Raw genomic sequence first — 19,669 nt, forward strand, 5'->3', positions numbered from 1 at the left:
CGTTGATCCACTCCGACGGCCACGGTACCGGATCGTCCGGGTACGCGGTCGGCACACGTCGCGAACACCCGCTCAACGCAATCGGGTTCGGCGCATGAGCCGCAGCGACATCAGGGTCATCTTCAGCTGCTTGTCGTACGGCTGACCCGCCCGCGCCGCGAGCACCTGTCGTTTGAGCACGCCGACGTTCACGGTGTCGGTGTATTTCAGCAGGCCCTGGTCACCGTGGCGGGTGCCGACACCGGACTGCTTCACCCCGCCCGACGGCGTGGCCTTGGCGGCGTAGGTCGCGACGAAGCCGTCGTTGATATTGATATTGCCCGCCCGCAACTGGGCGGCGATCCGTTCGGCGTGCGCCAGATCGCGGCTCCACACGCTGGCGTTCAACCCGTAGTCGGTGGCGTTGGCGAGCCGGACCGCCTCCTGCTCGTCGGAGAACGGGTACACGGTGACGACCGGGCCGAAGGTCTCCAGCGTCGCGTGGGTCATCTCCGGTGTCACGCCGGTCAGCACCGTGGCTTCGTAGAAGGCGGGACCGACATCGGGGCGCGCTTTACCGCCGACGTGCACGGTGGCACCTTTGGCGCGTGCGTCTTCGACATGGGCAGTGACCCGTTCGAGGTGTTGCGCGGAGACCAGGGAGCCGAACTCCGGTGTGTAGTCGTAGGCGGCGCCGATCTTGCCGTTCAATTCCGCGGCGGCCGCGACCAATCGGCGCAGGAACTCGTCGTGGATGTCGCGATGCACGTAGATCCGTTCGATGTGCATGCACGCCTGCCCGGAGTTGGCGAACGCCGCGAACACCGCGCCGGGGGTCACCTCGTCCAGGTTCGCGTCGGCGAGCACGATCATCGGGTTCTTGCCGCCCAGTTCCAGGCTGCATCCGATGAGGTTGCGTCCGGCCTGTTCGCCGACGATCCGGCCGGTGGCGGTGGAACCGGTGAACATGACGAAATCGACGTTGTCGATCAGGGTCGGCCCGATGTCGGGTCCCTCGCCGCACACCACCTGGACCAGTCCGCGCGGCAGCCCGGCGCGGTGCAGCAGTTCGACGCCGAACAGCACGCACAGCGCGGTCTTGTTGTCCGGCTTGAGCACCACGCCGTTGCCCGCCATGAGGGCGGGCATGGCGTCGGACAGGGCGATGGCGAAGGGGAAGTTCCATGGGGCGATCACCGCGACGAGGCCCTTGGGGCGATGCTCCTCGGTCGAGGTGGTCAGCAGCGGCATCGGACCGCCGCGCCGTTTCGGCCGCAGCACGCGGCGCGCGGTCTTCAGGTAGTGGCTGATCACCATCGGCACATCGCAGGATTCCTCGACCGCCATGCGGCGGGTCTTGCCGCAGCCGATCTGGATGAGGTCGGCGATGGTCTCCACTTCGCGCAGGATCAGTTCATGGGCCCGCTCGAAAACGCGCAACCGCTCCCGAAGCGGGAGCGCGGCCCATTCGGTTTGGGCGGCACGGGCGTTGGCGCACGCGGCCAGCACATCCTGCGGCCTCGACTGCGGCAGATCGCCGACCGGCGCGCCGGTGTAGACCTCCGCCATCGGGAACGGCGCCGCGCTACCGTCGGCGGCGACCAGGCCGGTCAGCTGCTCGATCAGCTCCGCGGTGATCCTGGCGGGCACGGTGCCCGCCGCCTTCTCGGTGTGTGCTGTGCTCATCGGGTCTTCTCCATGACGTCGGGCATCGCCGCAGGTGCCGGGCCGGATACCGGACCTAAATTAGAACACGTTCCGGTTTTCGTCCATGGTATTCGCCCCGGCAACGCATGCCTACCCGCCGGGACCGGATATTTCGCTCAGTCGTCCGTGACGATCGACAAGGCCTGCGTCGGGCAGTAACGGACCGCGCGCTCCACGTCGGCCCGCGGCGACGAATCGGCGGCGGTATCGAGAATCTCCACCTTGCCGCGCTTGGGAACGTGGAAGGCGTCCGGCGCCTCGTCCTGACACACCGCATGCCCCTGACACAGATCGAGGTCGGCAAGAACTCGCATCGTCAACTTCCGTTCTCCTCATCGGACGAGGCATCCAGCGGACGCACCGGCGCCTCGGGTTGCACCTCGACCAAGACCAGATGCGCGCCCCGCGGTGTCGACACCACCGCGACCACCGCGGCGGCCAGGTCGCTGGCGCGCAACATGTACGGATGCCTGGCGAATCCCCAGGTCTTCCAGTCCTCCAGCAGTGGACCGACGACCTCCGGCGTGGAGTCCATGCCCATCCCGGTGAGGGCCGGGCCCGGCCGCACCAGCGAGGCGCGAATCCCGGTGCCCTCCAGCTCCATCCGCATCTGCACGGCCATCGCCTCCAGGCCCGCCTTCGCGGCGCTGTAGGCGCCGGTGCGCGGACGCGGCTCCGGCGCGCAGTCCGAGCTGATCAGCACGACATCACCGCGTTGCCTGCGCAGCATGCCGGGCAGCACCCGGTGCACCAAGCGATGAGCGCCGACGAGATGGACGTGCACCTGGCGCAGGAATCGTTCCGGATCCATCGTGTGCACCTGGCCGAACTCGATGTCGCCCGCGCTGGACACCAAGATCTCGGTGGGCCCCAACGCGTCCTCGGCGGCGCGCACGAACTCCTCGATCGAGTCCGGCTCGGTGACGTCCAGCCGGTGTGCGAAGGCCTCGCCGCCGTTCGCGCGGATCTTGTCCGCCAGCTCGGCGCACCGCTCGACGCGCCGGGCACCGAGCGCGACCGGATGGCCCAGTTCGGCCAGCGCCGTGGCGGTGGCCGCGCCGATCCCGGAGGACGCGCCGGAGATGAGGGCGGGCCTGCGTTGCGGATGGGGTGCGAATCTGGGCACTATCGGTTCTCCACGGTGATCGGAAGATGGGCGAAACCGCGCACGTTCGAGGAATGCACGCGCGCGATGCCGGACTCCAGCACGCCGTAGGAGCGCACTCGGGACGCGAACTCGCGCAAGGCGACACCCGCCTCCAGCCGGGCCAAGTGTGCGCCGAGACAGAAGTGCACGCCGGCGCCGAAACTGGCCAGTCCGGACTTGTCGGCACGATCGATGCGGAAGGCGTCGCCGTCATCGAAAACTTTCGGATCGCGGTTGGCGGAGCCGATCAGCAACAGCACCTTGGCGCCCACCGGAATGGAACCGTCGTGATAGGCGAGTTCCTCCGTCGCGGTACGCGCGATGATCTGGCTGGAGGTGTCGTAGCGCAGCGTCTCTTCCACCCAGTCGGAGACCAGATCCGGATCGGCGACCACCTTCGCGTACTCCCCGGGATTGCGCGCACCCCAATACAGTGCGTTGCCCAGCAGCTTCGTCGTGGTCTCGTTTCCGGCCACCACCATCAAGAACAGGAATCCGATGATCTCCTCGTCGGACAACCGGTCACCGTCGGTCTCGGCGTCCAGCAGCGCCGAAGTCAGATCCGCGCGCGGCACACGTCGCCGCTCGGCCACCATCTCGGCGTAATAGCTCAGTAGTTTCATCGATGCTTCGGCTGCGGCCAGCGGGATATCGAGCACGCCGTCGTCGCGGTGCACGACCAGGTCGGCCAGCCTGCGGATCTCCGTGCGGTCGGCCTCCGGCACGCCCATCAACTCGGAGATCACGTCCATCGGCAGCTTGCCCGCGACCTGGTCGATCCAATCGAAGGTCTCGCCTGCCAGCGCCGGTTGCAAGTACGACAGCGTCAACTCCCGGATGCGGTCCTCCATCTCCGCGACCCGCTTCGGCGTGAAGCCCTTATAGACCAGCCGCCGCATCCGCATATGCCGCGGATCGTCCATCGCCAGGAACGACATCACCCGATGCGCGTGCGGACCCCATGCCGCGGGATCCAACGACACGCCGTTCGCACTCGACAACCGCGCACTGTCGCGAAATGCTCCGGTCACGTCCGCGTGCCGCGACAACGCCCAGAAATCCAGGTCCGGGTTGTGATAGAGCGGCGCCTCCTCCCGCAGCCGCCGATATGTCGGATACGGGTCCTCGTGGAACTGGTAGTCGTACGGATCGAATGTCACGGGCTGCACTGCCGCCGTCATCTCCCGTCCTCCCTATTCGGTAACAGGTTCCCCACGGCATCGAAGCATCGCTCCCGACGCGAAGACAGATAGCTGGACATGTGTCTGGACAGTACCACCGGCTCCGCGCGCCGACAATCTTCAGCCAGTCATACCTCCAACTATCGGGCGTCTACAGGAACGGAACCGACGAACAGCAGCAGATTTCCACCCGCCGGCCGCAACCTCGGCGAGAATGATCAAATTAGAACCTGTTATTGCACCTGTTCACCGCCCGAGACTATATTCCGTACACGTGTCCAGACAGCATCGGAGCCAAGCTATGAACAGCCTCCTGCCCGCCGACGGGTCGCGCCTGCTGATCGGCGGCAAGCTGGTCGAGGGCGCCGACGGACTCTTCGCGACGGTGAACCCCGCGACCGAGGAAGTCCTCGGCCGAGCCGCGAACGCGAACGCGGCCGATCTCGACGCGGCCATCGACGCCGCACGCACCGCGTTCGACCACACCGACTGGTCACGCGAGCACACTTTCCGCGCCCGCTGCCTCGAACAGTTGCGCAGCGCGCTGCAATCACACGTCGAGGAACTGCGCGAGCTCACCATCGCCGAGGCGGGCGCACCGGCCATGCTCACCAGCGGGCCGCAGTTGGAAGGCCCGGTCGCCGACTTGGGCTACGCGGCCGGGCTCGCCCGAACCTATGCGTGGGAAACCGATTTGGGTATCGCCGAGCCGATGGGCATCAAGACGCACCGGGTGCTGCGCCGCGAGCCGATCGGCGTCGTCGGGGCGATCACGCCGTGGAACTTCCCGCACCAGATCAACTTCGCCAAACTGGGCCCCGCGCTCGCGGCGGGGAACACCGTGGTGCTCAAGCCCGCCCCGGACACCCCGTGGTGCGCGGCGGCGGTCGGGGCGATCATCGCCGAGGAGACCGACATCCCACCCGGCGTGGTGAACATCGTGACCTCCGCCTACCACGCGCTCGGCGCGCGGCTCACCGAGGACCCGCGCGTCGACATGATCAGCTTCACCGGCTCCACCGCTACCGGCCGCGCCGTCATGACCGGCGCCGCGAGAACACTGAAGAAGGCGTTCCTGGAACTCGGCGGGAAGTCGGCGTTCATCGTGCTGGACGACGCCGATATCGCGGCAGCCTGCTCGGTAGCGGCGTTCTCGGTGTGCGTGCACGCCGGGCAAGGATGTGCGCTCACCACTCGCCTGCTGGTCCCGCGCGCCGCCTACGACCAGGCCGTGCAGGCCGCCGCGGCCACCCTCGGCGCGATCACGCCGGGCGACCCGGCCGACCCGCGAACGGTCTGCGGCCCGCTGATCTCCGAACGCCAGCGCGCCAGGGTCGAGCGCTATCTCGATATCGCCCGCGCCGAGGGCGGGCGGATCGTGGTCGGCGGCGGCCGACCGCCACAGCGCGAGCGCGGGTTCTTCATCGAACCCACCTTGATCGCGGACGTGCCCAACACCGCGACGGTCGCCCGCGAGGAGATCTTCGGCCCGGTACTCGTGATCATCCCGCACGACGGCGACGAGGACGCCGTCCGCATCGCCAACGACTCCCCCTACGGCCTCTCCGGCTCGGTGTGGGGTACCGACGCGGACCGCATCCGGCGCGTCACCGAAGGCGTGCGCACCGGGACCTTGAGCGTCAACGGCGGCGTCTGGTATTCCGCCGACGCTCCGTTCGGCGGCTATAAGCAATCCGGCATCGGCCGCGAAATGGGCGTCGCCGGATTCGAGGAGTACCTGGAAACCAAGCTGATCGCCACCGCCGGATGAACCCCAACCGCCGGACAACACAGAGGAGCTGAACTCCATGGCCCGTTTCACGGGAAGATCCGCCATCGTCACCGGCGCCGCCCAAGGGATCGGCGCGGCCTACGCGCAGGCGCTGGCCGCCGAGGGCGCGAGCGTCGTCGTCGCGGACAAGAACGCCGACGGTGGTGCGGCGGTGGTCGAGAAGATCATCGCCGACGGCGGCACCGCGGTGTTCGGACAGGTCGACGTGGCGGATCCGGAATCGGCCACCGCGCTGGCCGATTTCGCCGCAGCCGAGTTCGGCGGCATCGACCACTTGGTCAACAACGCCGCGATCTACGGCGAGATGAAGCTGAACCTGCTGCTCACCGTGCCGTGGGACTACTACAAGACGTTCATGAGCGTGAACATGGACGGCGCGCTGAACATGACCCGCGCCGTCTGGCCGCACATGTCCACGCGCGGCGCCGGATCGATCGTCAACCAATCGTCCACCGCCGCATGGCTGTATTCCAGCTTCTACGGCCTGGCGAAAGTCGGCGTCAATGGATTGACCCAACAGCTGGCGTTCGAACTCGGCGGATCCAACATCCGGATCAACGCCATCGCGCCGGGCCCGATCGACACCGACGCCACCAAATCGGTCACCCCCGACGTGATCGTCGACGACATCGTCAAACGCCTGCCGCTCAAGCGGATCGGTACTCCGCAGGATCTCGTCGGCGCCTGCCTGTTCCTGCTGTCGGACGAGGCGAGCTGGGTCACCGGGCAGATCTTCAATGTCGACGGCGGACAGATCGTGCGGTCATGAGCGCGCAGACCATTCAGGTGACCGAGCGCTCGCTCGTGCCGGAACCGAGCGCCAGCGAGGTGCAGGCATGAGCGAGCGCGTCGGTTTTCTCGGCCTCGGCAATATGGGTGCGCCGATGGCCGAACGTCTTTCGAGCTGGCCGGGTGGGCTCGTGGTGTGCGATGTCCGCCCAGAGGCGGTCGTGCGCTTCATCGAAGCCGGGGCCGCCGCGGCCTCCTCCCCCGCCGAGTTGGCCGAGCAGGCCGCGATCATCTCGATCACCGTCGTGAACGACGCACAGGTCCGCGAAGTGGTCACCGGCTCCGACGGAGTGCTGCGGACCGCCGCGCCCGGAACCGTGGTGGCCGTGCACTCCACGATCAGCGACCGCACCGCCGAGGACCTTGCGGTGACGTGCGCCGAACACGGCGTCGAACTCGTGGACGCGCCGGTCAGCGGAGGCGCACCCGGCGCTACCCGCGGCGCGCTCGCGGTCATGGTGGGCGGCAGCGCGGCGGCTTTCGAGCGGGTGCGCGAACCGTTCGGATGCTTCGCCGATCTGATCGTGCACGCCGGACCGGTCGGCGCGGGAACACGAATGAAGTTGGCGCGCAATCTTTTACACTTCGTCTCCTTCGCCGCCGCCACCGAGGCGCAGCGGCTCGCCGAGGCGGCGGGCCTGGACATCACCGCGCTCGGCAAGGTGGTGCGGCATTCCGACGCGGTCACCGGCGGCCCCGGCGCCATCATGCTGCGCGATTCCACCGCGCCGATCGAGGACGGCGACTTCTGGCTGCCGATCCTGCGGCACGTGCGCGATCTCGGCGAGAAGGACCTCGGCCTGGCCCTGGAACTCGGCGAACGGCTCGGCACCGCACTGCCGCTGGCCGAACTCGCCCTCGACCGGCTCGGCCCCGGACTCGGCGTCGGGGCGGGCATATCACCGGAAAGGCATCGTTCATGAGCGACAATGGTTCCGCCGACACTGTGCGGCAGCGCGGACTGGCCAAGATGGCCGAAGTATACGGCACCGAATTCCAGGACTACCCCGGCGCCCATTTCGCCGTCACCGCCGACCATCTCTTCGCCGACATCTGGTCACGTCCCGGGCTCACGATTCGCGATCGCAGGCTGCTGCTGCTCGGCGCGCTGACCGCGCAGGGCGCCATCGACACCGCGGGCATCCAGATCGGGGCCGCGCTGCGCAATGGCGAACTCACCGAAGAGCAGCTGCACGAGATCGCAGTTTTCTTGTGCCATTACGTCGGTTGGCCGAACGGCACCAAACTCGACCTGCTGGTTGGCACGATTGTCGCGCAGCAGAAAAAGGCCGCACGCGACCGGTCCGATCGCGCCGAGCAGTGAAGGATCCGAATCATGTCCGATGCCACCAGCATTCGCCCGCTGCGCGCCAGCAGCGTCACGACGTGGGACCACCGAGCCGACGTGGTCGTCGCGGGCTACGGCATCGCCGGGGTGTGCGCGGCGATCGAGGCCGCGCGCGCGGGTGCCGATGTGCTGATCCTGGAGCGTACCGGCGGTTGGGGTGGCGCGGCCGCGATGGCGGGCGGGTTCATCTACCTCGGCGGCGGCACACCGTTGCAGCAAGCTCTCGGCTTCGACGACACGCCCGAGAACATGGAGACCTTCCTGCTCGCCGCGCTCGGTCCCGGCGTGGACAAGGCGAAGATCGCCGACTATTGCCGCGGCAGCGTGGAGCACTACAACTGGCTGGTCGCATGCGGTGTGCCTTTCCGCAAGGCGTTCTGGGGCGAGCCGGGCTGGGAGCCGCCGCACGACGAGGGACTGATGTACTCGGGCGGCGAGAACGCCGCGCCCTTCAACATCATCGCGAAACCGGCTCCGCGCGGGCATGTCCCGCGCATGGCCGACAAACGCACGGGGCAGAAGAGCGGCGGATACATGCTGATGAAGCCGCTGGCCGAGACCGCGGACGCGCTCGGAGTCGCAGTCGAATACGACATGCGGATCGCGCGGCTGATCGTCGACGACGACGATCGCGTGGTCGGAGTGCTGGCCCGCCGCTACGGACAGCAGGTGGCGGTGCGCGCCGAGCGCGGCGTCGTCCTGGCCACCGGCAGCTTCGCCTACCACAAGGAGATGGTCGAGCGGTACGCGCCGCGACTGATCGGCAGACCCGCCGCCGCGATCGAGGAACACGACGGCATCGGCATCCGCCTGGCGCAGGCGCTCGGCGCGGAACTGGCCCACATGGACGCCACCGAGGTGGCGTTCTTCGGCGACCCGCAACTGCTGGCGCGCGGCATCCTGGTCAACGGACGCGGCCAGCGCTACATACCGGAGGACACCTATCCCGGCCGGATCGGCCAGGCCACCCTGATCCAGCAGGACAACCAGGCGTATCTGGTGATCGACGAAGCGTCCTACGAGGCCGCGCTGGCCACCGAGACCGCGACGCCGTTCTTCCGTCAGCCACCGACGTGGGTGGCGGAGACGATCGCCGAACTGGAGGCCGAGATGGGCCTGCCCGGCCAGTCGTTGCAGTCCACGGTGGAGTGCTACAACCTGCACGCCGCCGACGGAAAAGACCCGCTGCTGGGCAAGAAACCGGAATGGGTACACCCGTTGCGTGGTCCGCTGGCGGCGTTCGACATGCGCGGCTTCACCGCGGGTTTCACCCTCGGCGGGCTGCGCACCGACCTCGATTCCCGGGTACTGCACGTTTCCGGCGAGCCGATCAAGGGATTGTTCGCGGCGGGGCGGTGCACGTCCGGTCTCTGCGCGGGCGGCTATGTCAGCGGCGCCTCGCTGGGCGATGGCAGCTTCTACGGGCGGCGAGCGGGCATCGCCGCGGCCAAGAACTGAACCACTCGGTCCCGCCTAGTAGTATCCAGACACATGTCCGAACCCGATTCCGTCATGCTCGAGGCGACCCGCCGCAGGCTCTCCGGCAAGCAGGCCGACACCGTGGAGAAGCTGACCCGCTCGGCGGTGGAAGTGCTTGCGCGCGAAGGCTTCGCGGGCATGACCATCCGGATGGTCGCCGCCGCGGCCGGCGTCGGGACGGCCACCGCGTACACCTACTTCTCCTCGAAGGAGCATTTGGTCGCGGAGATCTTCTGGCGACGGCTGGTCGCTTCCCCCTCACCGGTCAGCGACGACCCGGATCCGACAATCCGAGTGATCGCCGAGCTGCGCAATATCGCGATGCTGGTGGCCGACGAGCAGGAGCTCTCCGGCGCGGTCACCAGCGCCCTGCTCGGTCGCGACCCCGACGTGGAGCACCTGCGCGGACGCATCGGGGCCGAGATCCGCAAGCGCATCATCCGCGCACTGGGCCCGGATCCGGATCCGGACGTGGTCGAATCGCTGGAGTTGCTCTACGCGGGCGCGCTGGTGCGGGCGGGCATGGGCTATGGCTCGTATTCCGAGATCGCCGACCGGATCGAGATCTCCGCGCAGCTCATCCTGCGCTAGCTCGATACCACCTGATTCATCCGGGTTCGCCGAAACCGAACCTTCCGCGCGCGCTTGCTCGTATCTTTGCCGTAGTCGGTGCAGATCGGAGAGGGAACAGTGCAACCAGGTGGGCTTTCCGCGGACTACGTCGTCGTCGGCTCGGGATCGGCCGGCGCAGTGGTGGCCAATCGGCTCAGCGCCGATCCCGGCACCACGGTGGCGCTGCTGGAGGCCGGTCCGCCGGACAAGAACAAGTTCGCGCACATTCCCGCCGGATTCGCGAAACTCTTTCGCTCCGAGGTGGATTGGGACTATCTCACGCAGCCCCAGCCGGAGCTGAAGAATCGCGAGATCTACTGGCCGCGCGGCAAGATGTACGGCGGCTCGTCCTCGATGAACGCCATGATGTGGGTCCGCGGCTTCCGTGCGGACTACGACGAATGGGCGCTGCTGGCCGGTGACGAGTGGGGCTTCGCCGCGGCCGTCGAGCAATTCCGCCGCATCGAACGAGTGGAGGACGCCCAGTATCCCGACGAGGGCACCGAGGGACCGCTGCACGTCTCCCGCCAGCGCAGCCCCCGCTCTCTCACCGCCGCCTATTTGGCCGCGGTCGAAGAGGCGGGCTATGCCGTCGAGCCGCCGAACCGTCCGCAGCCGGAGGGATTCAGCGAGACCATGGTGACCCAGCGCGGAGGTCGCCGCTGGAGCACCGCCGACGCCTACCTGCGACCGGCACTGCGCCGTCCGAACCTCACGGTGCACAGCGAGGCGCTGGCCACCCGGGTGCTCTTCGACGGCACGCGCGCCATCGGCGTGGAGTACCGCCGAGGCGGCAGAACGCACACGGTGACCGCGCGGCGCGAGGTCGTGTTGTGCGGCGGCGCGATCAACACCCCGCAACTGCTGATGCTCTCGGGCATCGGCGACCGTGACGAGCTGACCCGCTACGGCATCGAGGTGCGCCACCACGCGCCCGAGGTGGGGGCGAATCTGCAGGACCATCTGGTCGCGGCCCTCGGCTACGGCGTGGCGGGCGATTCGCTGTTCGGCGCCGAGAAGCCGCGCCAATTGCTGGACTACCTGATCCGCCACCGCGGCATGCTCACCTCGAACGTCGGCGAGGCGTACGGGTTCGTGCGCAGCAGGCCGGATCTGGACCTGCCCGACCTGGAGCTGATCTTCGCGCCCGCGCCATTCTTCTACGAGGGACTCCAGGACCCGACCGAGCACGGCGTGGTCCTGGCTTCGGTGCTGCTGCGCCCGCGCAGCCGTGGCCGCATCGCGCTGTCGGCCGCGGATCCGTCCGCCAAGCCGGTGATCGATCCGCGCTACCTGTCCGACAGCGCGGGCGCCGACCGCGCCGCCATCATGGCCGGACTGCGGGTGTGCGCCCGCATCGCCGCCGAGCCGTCGATGAGGGCGGTGCTCGGTCCGCTGATCTACCCGCCGCAAGCGCCCGCCGAACCGGAAGCCGCCCTGGAGCTGACGCTCAACTCCTATTCGCACACGCTCTACCACCCGGTCGGTACCTGCCGGATGGGCGCCGACGCCGCCAGCGTCGTCACGCCGCGGCTGGAAGTGCGCGGCGTGCAAGGACTTCGGGTCGCCGACGCCTCGGTGATGCCGCTGATCATCCGCGGCCACACACACGCGCCCACGGTGTTCATCGGCGAACAGGCGGCCAAGTTCATCCTCGCCGGATAGGGTCCGCGTTCATCCACCCGTGAGAAGCGGGCGGCATGGTGCGCTCTGATTGCCGAGGCCGAAGGAGTCGGCGCGTTTCGAGTTCGGCGGTCGTCGCATCCGCACTCTTCCCCGGCGCGTTCGCCCACACCTACGACGCAATGGACAGCCCCAACGCGGCGGCCGCCAACACCAGATACGGCAGCGGGTACCCGATATGCGTGTACCACCGAGCCCGGACCACGGTCAGCACCGCGCCGAGGAAGTAGACGACCAACCCGGCGGCCGCGGCCACGCCGATCGGCGGCACCGCGAGACCGACCAGCAATCCGGCCCCGCCGATCGCCTTGATGACGGCCAGCGGCAACAGCCACGAATCCGGAACGCCGTACGCCCGCATATTCGCGCGAACCCACTCGGCGCGAAAGACGTCGATGCCCGCGGCGAGCAATGCGGCCGCCGCCGCGAGCACCGTGGCGACAACAGAGACGATGACCATACGAAATATCCTTCTGTCCGGGTCGCGCCCGTCCACGAACGTGGAACGGCGGCACAAATGCCGCACCACGGTCACCTGGGCGCTGTGGAATCCGTCATCCCGATGACGGGCAGCGAAGCAGAAAGGTGACCGATGCGCACCGATGACGTGCTGACGCGGGAATTCGAGTTCCAGCGCGACCACCTGCACGCGGTCGCCTACCGGATGCTCGGCTCGCCGACCGAAGCCGACGACGCGGTGCAGGAGACGTGGCTGCGGCTGGCCCGGCACGATGTGGCGGACGTGCGCAATCTGCCGGGCTGGCTCACCACGGTCGTGTCCCGGATCTGCCTGGACATGTTGCGCGGCAGGGCGGCGCGGCGCGAGGATCCACTCGACCACGTGGACCGGCTGGAGAACGACGACAACGAGCCGGAGCACGAAGCGGTGCTCATCGAGTCGGTCGGACGCGCGCTGCTGGTGGTGCTGGACCGGCTCGGCCCCGACGAACGGGTCGCGTTCGTCCTGCACGACCTGTTCGCGGTGCCGTTCGACCAGATCGGGCCGATCGTCGGTCGCACGACGGCGACCGCCAAGAAGCTCGCCAGTCGCGCCCGGCAACGTGTGCGCGGTGCTGCCGCCGTCCCAGCGGATCTCGCCGCGCAGCGGCACGTCGTCGACGCGTTTCTCGACGCGGCCCGCGGCGGCGATCTCGACCGGCTCTTGGCTGTTCTCGCACCCGACGTGCTCCGGACCGCCGACCCGGCCGCACTCCCCGCCGGTCTGCCTGCGACCGTGCGCGGTGCGTCGGCAGTCGCGAGGGAAACCGTGCTGCTGCGCCGCCGCTCGCGGCTGGCGGTGCCCGCACTGGTCGACGGTGGCGTGGGCATCTTGGTCGCGCCGCACGGCCGAATCCTGCTGGCGCTCACGGTCGCCGTGCGGGGCGATCGAGTCGCCGCCTACGAGGTGATCGCCGATCCCGCCCGGCTGCGGCGGCTGCCGATCACCGTGCTACCCAACTGATCTCGGCAGCTACCGACATGCGAGCGGGGCCGCTCCGCTTCCGGTGCGAGGCGAATCGGCCCGGTAACCGAGCACGAGAGGCCGGACGCGAACCGCTGCGCCCGGCCTCTGGCGTTCGATCAGCGCGTGACCACCGGCTCCCGCTCGCCATGGGGCGCGGCCAGCTCCGCCAGCCTACGTCGCCGGAAATCCCGTGGTGTCTCACCGAAGCGCGCCTTGAACGCCGAGGAGAACCACGCCGGGGTGAATCCGGCACGGACCGCCAGCTCCTGGATGGGGACTTCCTCGCGCGCCGGATCCTCCAGCAGATCGCGCGCGGCGCGCAGTGCCTCGTCCCGCCGCACGTCGCGGTAGGTGGTGCCCATGTGGTGCAGCACCGACCGCAGCTGCCGGGGCGACCAGCCCAGCGCGTGCGCGACGGCGGGCAGCCGCAGGTCACCTCGTCCGACGTTGGCTCGCACGTACTGCCGGACCTGCGCGGCGATCTGGGCGTGATGGGCCCGCTGCGGATGGTTGTCCCCGAGCGCGATCAGGCACAGCAACTCGGCGATGCGATCGCAGACCGCGTTGAACTCCCGGTCGGAGAGGTTCTCCTGTTCGGCGTGGGTGCTGCGGATCATGGCCTGCGCGACGCGGCCGAGGCCGGAGTTCAAGTCGATCGTCATGCTCCGCTCGGCAACGGGTCCCGCGCGGTGATCCAGTTCCGCGCGCGGTACCTGGAACGCGTACGCGGACAACAGCGGAATGTGTAGTTGGCAGAGGTCATCCAGTGCGGTCACCGCGGCCTGACCGGAATTCGCCCGCATCACCTCATCCCGGTACCGAACCGAGTACACGCCCTTTTCGGGGACGACGACCCAGTAGAAATCGTCGCACGGCTGATGGCGGATGTTCGTCCGTGTGCGATAGGACGTACTGCTGCCGCGCTGCTCCCAGCGCAACAGTCGATAGACAGCCGATTCCTGGACCGTGAGCCCCGAATACCACCGGTCGGGATCCCGGTACTCATAGTCCATCGGAACGAAGCTGTTGGCGATCGTGGTCCACGACTTCGAATCGCTCGCGGTCACGCCATAGCACTCCATGGTGACAACCTATCGCCGCTGGTTCACCGATGTCCTATTGTCCACCAACACGTTACGGACCGCTCGCCTTCCACGCGACGCGCCCGGCCTCATCGCGGACCAGCAGTGTGCCCATGCTCTGTGACCGTTCACAGTGACGCGTCGACCGGCATCCCGTGCTCTCACAGAACCCGCGGATCGGGTCCGCGAAGAGAATCGACCGATTAGTGTGAATGCGCTACACACCAATGTGGGTGGAAGGGAGTCGCCAATGTCCGTCGACAGTTCGGCCCGGCCGAGCCTCACCCTGTCGGGGAAGCCGATGTCGTCCCCGTTGAAAGACGTCCGCGGGCTATCGCGTCAGATGGTCGGCCACTTCGTCGAGAACGTCATCCCGTGCGGCACGCTGCCGGGCGACGCCATCTCCGGTGACGTCACCACCATCACCCGCGTGTGCCTGGAGCTCGCGGTGAGCATGCTGGACGGACAGGACCTACCGGAGAAGCTCCAGCGGCTCGGGGATGCCGCGGCGGGGTGGGCGCGCGAGGGCGTGCCGATCGACACCATCCACCACTCGATCCACGAGGGCTTCAAGATGGGCCTCGATCTCGTGGTCTCCAACGCGTCCACCAAGGACTACGAGAACCTCGTCGACGGCGCCAAAATGGTCGTCGAGATGCTCGACATGATCAACTCGGCGGTCTCCATGGCCTACGTCCGCGAGCTGCGGGCAGTCGTCAGCGAGCACCACACGGCGGTGCACACGCTGACCTCCGCGCTGCTGGGCGGGCACAGCACCTCCACCATGGCGCGCGAATGCGGCATCACCATCGCGTCCTCGTATGCCGTGCTGGCCGTGGCTATTCCGCCACACCGCGAGGAACGCAACCCCATGGTGGACGGCAAGGTGGTCGCGCGCAGGAAACTGCGGCGGCTCCAGGCCGAGCTGGCCACCCGGTGCGGCGAGGCCGCGCTCTCACTGCTGAGCGTGGACGGCGGCACCGTGCTGATCCCGACCGGCCACCTCGACAACGAGCAGCTGGACGCGCTGGTCACCCAGCTCTCGCACGCCGCGCAGGTCGGTATCACCGCGACCATGGTCGAGGCCACCCCGGTGCAGATTCCCACCGCCGCCGACCAAGCGCACGAACTGCTCGACATGGTGCAGCGGTTGCAGGCGGTGGCAGGTCTCTACCGCTTCGACGAACTGGCGCTGGAATACCAGCTGACCCGTCCGGGACCCGGCCGCGAATACCTCGGCTCCCTGCTGGACCCGCTGGACGCGCACCCCGAACTGCTGGAGACGCTGCGGCGGCACATCGCCAACAACCTCAACCGGCAGCGCACCGCGCGGGTGCTGCACGTGCACACCAACACCGTGGACTACCGGCTCAAGCGGATCGGGCAGCTCACCGGTTTCGATCCGACGCAGCCGTCGGGCCTGTGGTATCTGCGTTCCGCGCTGGTGGCCCGCACGTACTCGAGCTGCTCCGGGGCGACTAACTGATCGGAACCGCCGCACGGATGCCGAAGATACGGAACTGCATGGCGCGATAGGGCATACCGGATTCCGCCCACTCGCTCACGATCATGCCGAATGCACCGTCGAACCTGCTGTCCGGGTGAACATAACAGCCGTACAGGCGCGGCACGATATCCGGACCGCCCGGTGCCCAGAACGAGCCTTTCACGGGCCGGTATGTTCGCGCCGTCCACCAATTGTCGGTGATCCTCCCGGCGACTTTGACGAACGCACCATAGGCTCCGGCGTCGAAACCGGACATCACCCAGTTTCCCTGTATCCGGCGTAGCCCGATCTCTCCGAGCCTGGTGCCGTCGGGCAGGATGCCGAATCGCGGGTCGCTGCCCGGGTCCCGGCCCCACCCCCAGTTCTGGCCGTTCCAGCCCCAGCCCTCCCAGGCCGCCGGGTCGGTGAGCGCGGCATGAATCTCGCGCACCCGCCACAGCAGCATGTTCTTGTTCCGAACGAGCCCTCCGGTGGAGATGACGTAGACATAGCCGTCACCACCGCGCTCCCAGGAGATCATGACGCGTTTGCCGCCGAACGCGCTGGTCGACCAGCGAACCCCGCTATCGGTCCAGCTCTCGCCGTTGTCGTCGGAATACCGGATCTCGCACCATCGCTCGTTACCCAGACCCTGGGTGACCATCACCCACAAGTAGATTCGGCCGCCGATAGTGATCGCGTCGCAGGGCAGGACCGTGGAATACTCCGGGTTGTCGTGGACGTAGTCCCAGAGCTGCCGAGCGCCGCGCGCGGCCGACTGGAACTCGATCGGTCTGGACATATCGTGCGTGTTGCTTCGTAGCAACATGGGCGAACGCCAGTTCGGCCCGCCAACTCTCGGCTCGGTGCCGGAAAACGTATCACCGGGGAGGAACCCGATGTCACCGGTGGGCATCCGGAACGGGATGAACAGATCGGAGCCGCCGATGTCGGCCATCGGGAGCGGATTCAGATTCTTGATCTTCATAGCCGGATCCTGTCGATTCTCGGTGCGTCGCTTCCCAGATCGGCTCGTAGGGCGCACGATGGCGTGCCTATCCAACCAGTATCAGAGGTCGGTAACCGCGGCGTTGCCCGTTCGGGCGAATCTCTTTGCGCGACGCGCCGAAAAGATGCCCGCGGCAGGTGGGCCACGACGAGGACCCGGTCCCGCGAGCACGTGATCGCGTTGTCGTACTGGGCGTCAGCGGTGGGTGCCTGCGGCGCGGCCGCCGCTGCGGTGGGCGGCGAGCGTCACGGCCAGCGCCCGTCGATCGAGCTTCCCCCGTGGCGTACGCGGCAGGCTGTCCACGGTGAGAATCTGTACCGGCATGCTGGGACTCGGCAGCGTCGCACGCAGACGCCGCCAGATCTCGTCGGTGCTCGGTGCGGCGTTGTCCACGACGATCGCGGCCGCGGGCGCCTCCCCCATGCGTGCGTCCGGCACACCGATGCAGGCGGCTTCCGCGATACCCGGTATCGCGGTGAGCGCCGCTTCGACGGCGGCGGGTTCCACATTGAGTCCGGCCCGGATCAGCATCTCTGAGTCCCGGCCGAACAGGTACAGACGGTTGCCGATCACACGGCCCCGGTCGCCCACCGTCATCCACCCGTCCACGGGGCCGTCGACCACGCCGTCCGCGGTGAGGTAGCCGCCGAACAGCATGTCGCTGCGCACATATACCAGGCCGTGCCGAATCCGCGCCTCGACGCCGTCGAACAGTTCTCCCGCCGAGTTCTCCTCGGCGGCCCCGAGTCCGCGGTCGAAGGACACGAAACTCAGTTCGGAGGCACCGTAGAAGTGCACGAGCGACGCGTTCGGCAAGACCTCCCGCAACGCTCCACGTCCCGTGCGCGGCCAGCGGGCCGCCGAGGACAGCACTTCCCGGACGCTCTCGATCGGACCGACGCCGGCCCGCACCACGTCCCACGCGATCGTCGGCACCGAATACAGATGTGTCGCACCGTCGTTCAGCGACTGGACGACCGGCCGCAGATCGACCGTCGCGCCCCGGGTGAGAGCGTGCAATGCGCCGTACAGGAAATGCGTGTGATCGAGCACGCCGGGCACCGACACGCGATCGTCGGCGCCGATGTCGAACGTGCGGTCGGAGCGATCCAACGTGGTGGCCCACGATCGCTGGTCGCGCACGAAGAGTTTCGGCTCGCCAGTGGTACCGGAGGTAATGCCCACCAGCAGTTCGCCATCCGGCTGCGCACCGCCCGCCACGCCGTCGGATTCCAGTGCGGCGGCGGTCCACACGTGCCCCTCGAATCCCAGCCTTCGCAGCCGCCGATGCTGATGCGGCGCGGCCACGACCGCTGCGGGCTTCGCGAGTTCCAGCACCCTGCTCAGCTGGGCGGGCAGTAGATGGCGGTGCAACAGTACGACACTCACGCCCGCGTGCATTGCCGCCGTCACCACCACCAGCGATTCGATATCGGACGTGGGCAGCACGGCGATTCGGCGCATACCGTGGATCCCCGCGGCGGTGCGGACGACCCGGGACCAGAACTCGCGGTAGTCGATGCGCTCGCGCCGGGCGAGCACCGCGGTCGCGCGCGGGTTCTCCGCGGCCTGTCGGGCGATCCGTGCGGCCAGCAGGTCAGGCATCGTCCACTCCCCTCGCCGCGAGGGCGTCGCCCATCGCGTCGGCGGTCCGCAGCGCCCGCACCAGTGTCGGCGTGACCAGCGCCGTCATCGACCATTGCAGTCCGCGGGCCCGCCGCGCCTCGGCGACGTCGTGCACGATTCCGGCCAGCAGCGGGACACACCGGATGGCCAGAGCCAGCAGCAGACCGATCCGCTCGGGATCGACGCCGGCCCTGCGCAGCGGCCCCAGCGCCCGGGTGACGGCGTCGAGCAGGTCCGTCACGCGAGTGGTGAGCGTGACCAGCGCCGCGAGCGCCACCGAGATCACCAGGACACCGCACACCACCACAGCCCGCGCCGGGGACGTGATGAGCACCTGGAACGCCGCGATGAGCGCCACCATCCACCCCAGCGGACGCAACTGCGCCGAGACGACTCGCCGCGGAATCCCGGCCACCGCGAACAATCCCGCCACCACCACCGCGGCGATCAGCACCTGAAGCGGGCTGCGCACGAACACCGTGGCCGCCACGATCGAAACGAGCAGCAGCACCAATTTGGGTCCGGCGGACATCCGGTGCAGCGGCGAATCGCCCGGACGGTAGACGCCGATCATTCGACCGACGCCCGGTACGCCGGGACGGCGTCGGCCGGAGTGCCGTCGAACGCCACCGCACCATTGTCGATGACGATGACGCGGTCGAAACCCTCCAGCAGCGACAGCTGATGCGTCACCACGATCACCTGCTGATCCACGGCGTCGAGCGCCTCGGCGATCAGCCTGGCGTTGCGCAGATCCAGCAGCGTGGTCGGCTCGTCGGCCACGATCACCTCCGGCCTGCGAATGAGGACGGCGCCGATGGCGAGCAACTGCTTCTGGCCGCCGGACAACAGGTGCGCGGGGTGCTCGGCGTGGTCGGCCAGCCCGAACCGCTCCAGTATCTCCCGGACACGCGCCGCGACCTGCGGTTTGCTCAGGCCCGTTCGCCGCAGCGAGAAAGCGAGATCCTCCGCGACCGTGGGCATCACGATCTGCGTATCCGGGTCGGTGAACACGAACCCGACCTTCCGCCGCACCTGCGCGCCTTTGCGGGCGGCGTCCACACCGTCCACCGTGACCGTGCCCGCGGTCGGCGTCAGCAAGCCGTTGATCATGCGCGCCAAGGTGGACTTGCCGGAACCGTTGGCGCCGATGATGCCGACGCGGCGCTCGCTGATCCGCAAGTCGATGTCGTGCAGCACGTTTCGGTCACCGAAGCGGTGCTGGACGGAGTCGAAGACGATTTCGCTCACGACGTCGCCTCGCTGACGCTCGGATCCGTCGCG

The 19,669-nt window shown here is 68.3% G+C and carries 19 protein-coding genes; 9 read left to right on the top strand and 10 right to left on the bottom strand.

Annotation, left to right across the window (positions count from 1 at the left end; genetic code table 11):
- Positions 1–72: 72 nt before the first annotated feature.
- The 4 genes from ACWPXK_RS25825 to ACWPXK_RS25840 form a co-directional block, all read right to left on the bottom strand.
- The gene (locus tag ACWPXK_RS25825) at positions 73–1,665 is read right to left on the bottom strand and encodes a succinic semialdehyde dehydrogenase (RefSeq protein WP_454198750.1); all 1,593 of its coding nucleotides are present in this window, start codon (positions 1,663–1,665) and stop codon (positions 73–75) included.
- Positions 1,666–1,802: 137 nt separating this feature from the next.
- Positions 1,803–2,000, bottom strand: coding sequence for a ferredoxin (locus ACWPXK_RS25830; RefSeq protein ID WP_454198908.1), 198 nt, complete (start codon positions 1,998–2,000; stop codon positions 1,803–1,805).
- 2 nt (positions 2,001–2,002) lie between these two features.
- Positions 2,003–2,812, bottom strand: coding sequence for an SDR family oxidoreductase (locus tag ACWPXK_RS25835; protein WP_454198751.1), 810 nt, complete (start codon positions 2,810–2,812; stop codon positions 2,003–2,005).
- Complete coding sequence (locus ACWPXK_RS25840; RefSeq protein WP_454198752.1) at positions 2,812–4,014, bottom strand: cytochrome P450; 1,203 nt, start codon at positions 4,012–4,014, stop codon at positions 2,812–2,814. Before ACWPXK_RS25840 ends, ACWPXK_RS25835 begins: the two co-directional genes overlap by 1 nt.
- A 301-nt stretch (positions 4,015–4,315) precedes the next feature.
- On the opposite strand from ACWPXK_RS25840, the gene ACWPXK_RS25845 reads away from it, so the two are divergent.
- From ACWPXK_RS25845 to ACWPXK_RS25875, 7 genes are all read left to right on the top strand, one after another.
- Positions 4,316–5,785 (top strand): aldehyde dehydrogenase, encoded by a 1,470-nt coding sequence (locus ACWPXK_RS25845; protein ID WP_454198753.1) that lies wholly within the window; start codon positions 4,316–4,318, stop codon positions 5,783–5,785.
- Positions 5,786–5,822: 37 nt separating this feature from the next.
- A complete protein-coding gene (locus ACWPXK_RS25850) occupies positions 5,823–6,575 on the top strand; it encodes an SDR family oxidoreductase (protein ID WP_454198754.1) in 753 nt (250 codons plus the stop codon).
- A gap of 67 nt (positions 6,576–6,642) precedes the next feature.
- Positions 6,643–7,518, top strand: a complete 876-nt coding sequence (locus ACWPXK_RS25855) for an NAD(P)-dependent oxidoreductase (RefSeq protein ID WP_454198755.1) — start codon at positions 6,643–6,645, stop codon at positions 7,516–7,518.
- On the top strand, positions 7,515–7,919 hold the full coding sequence (locus ACWPXK_RS25860; protein ID WP_454198756.1) for a carboxymuconolactone decarboxylase family protein: 405 nt from the start codon (positions 7,515–7,517) through the stop codon (positions 7,917–7,919). The genes ACWPXK_RS25855 and ACWPXK_RS25860 overlap by 4 nt, the downstream gene beginning before the upstream one ends.
- Positions 7,920–7,931: 12 nt before the next feature.
- Complete coding sequence (locus tag ACWPXK_RS25865) at positions 7,932–9,401, top strand: FAD-dependent oxidoreductase (protein WP_454198757.1); 1,470 nt, start codon at positions 7,932–7,934, stop codon at positions 9,399–9,401.
- A 33-nt stretch (positions 9,402–9,434) separates the two neighbouring features.
- A complete protein-coding gene (locus tag ACWPXK_RS25870; RefSeq protein ID WP_454198758.1) occupies positions 9,435–10,013 on the top strand; it encodes a TetR/AcrR family transcriptional regulator in 579 nt (192 codons plus the stop codon).
- Positions 10,014–10,112: 99 nt separating this feature from the next.
- Entirely contained in the window at positions 10,113–11,699 is a 1,587-nt protein-coding gene (locus ACWPXK_RS25875) for a GMC family oxidoreductase (protein ID WP_454198759.1), read from the top strand.
- 130 nt (positions 11,700–11,829) lie between these two features.
- Here ACWPXK_RS25875 and ACWPXK_RS25880 read toward each other — a convergent pair whose 3' ends face one another.
- Positions 11,830–12,177: a DoxX family protein gene (locus ACWPXK_RS25880; protein ID WP_454198760.1), complete on the bottom strand. Its 348-nt coding sequence runs from the start codon at positions 12,175–12,177 to the stop codon at positions 11,830–11,832.
- A gap of 132 nt (positions 12,178–12,309) precedes the next feature.
- Between ACWPXK_RS25880 and ACWPXK_RS25885 the strand changes: the two genes are divergently transcribed.
- Positions 12,310–13,179: a sigma-70 family RNA polymerase sigma factor gene (locus ACWPXK_RS25885; RefSeq protein ID WP_454198761.1), complete on the top strand. Its 870-nt coding sequence runs from the start codon at positions 12,310–12,312 to the stop codon at positions 13,177–13,179.
- 119 nt (positions 13,180–13,298) lie between these two features.
- On the opposite strand, the gene ACWPXK_RS25890 is transcribed toward ACWPXK_RS25885, so the two are convergent.
- On the bottom strand, positions 13,299–14,249 hold the full coding sequence (locus ACWPXK_RS25890; RefSeq protein ID WP_454198762.1) for an AraC family transcriptional regulator: 951 nt from the start codon (positions 14,247–14,249) through the stop codon (positions 13,299–13,301).
- Positions 14,250–14,514: 265 nt separating this feature from the next.
- Between ACWPXK_RS25890 and ACWPXK_RS25895 the strand changes: the two genes are divergently transcribed.
- A complete protein-coding gene (locus tag ACWPXK_RS25895) occupies positions 14,515–15,750 on the top strand; it encodes a PucR family transcriptional regulator (protein ID WP_454198763.1) in 1,236 nt (411 codons plus the stop codon).
- Here ACWPXK_RS25895 and ACWPXK_RS25900 read toward each other — a convergent pair.
- The 4 genes from ACWPXK_RS25900 to ACWPXK_RS25915 form a co-directional block, all read right to left on the bottom strand.
- The gene (locus tag ACWPXK_RS25900) at positions 15,743–16,738 is read right to left on the bottom strand and encodes a DUF4185 domain-containing protein (RefSeq protein WP_454198764.1); all 996 of its coding nucleotides are present in this window, start codon (positions 16,736–16,738) and stop codon (positions 15,743–15,745) included. The two genes, ACWPXK_RS25895 and ACWPXK_RS25900, sit on opposite strands and share 8 nt — an antisense overlap.
- A 216-nt stretch (positions 16,739–16,954) precedes the next feature.
- The gene (locus ACWPXK_RS25905) at positions 16,955–18,364 is read right to left on the bottom strand and encodes an AMP-binding protein (RefSeq protein WP_454198765.1); all 1,410 of its coding nucleotides are present in this window, start codon (positions 18,362–18,364) and stop codon (positions 16,955–16,957) included.
- Positions 18,357–18,959 carry an energy-coupling factor transporter transmembrane component T family protein gene (locus tag ACWPXK_RS25910; RefSeq protein WP_454198766.1) on the bottom strand — a complete coding sequence of 201 codons (603 nt, stop codon included), beginning with the start codon at positions 18,957–18,959 and terminating at the stop codon, positions 18,357–18,359. Before ACWPXK_RS25910 ends, ACWPXK_RS25905 begins: the two co-directional genes overlap by 8 nt.
- Positions 18,956–19,636, bottom strand: coding sequence for an energy-coupling factor ABC transporter ATP-binding protein (locus ACWPXK_RS25915; RefSeq protein ID WP_454198767.1), 681 nt, complete (start codon positions 19,634–19,636; stop codon positions 18,956–18,958). Before ACWPXK_RS25915 ends, ACWPXK_RS25910 begins: the two co-directional genes overlap by 4 nt.
- Between the last annotated feature and the right edge of the window lie 33 nt (positions 19,637–19,669).

Source organism: Nocardia sp. Marseille-Q1738, assembly GCF_965283145.1.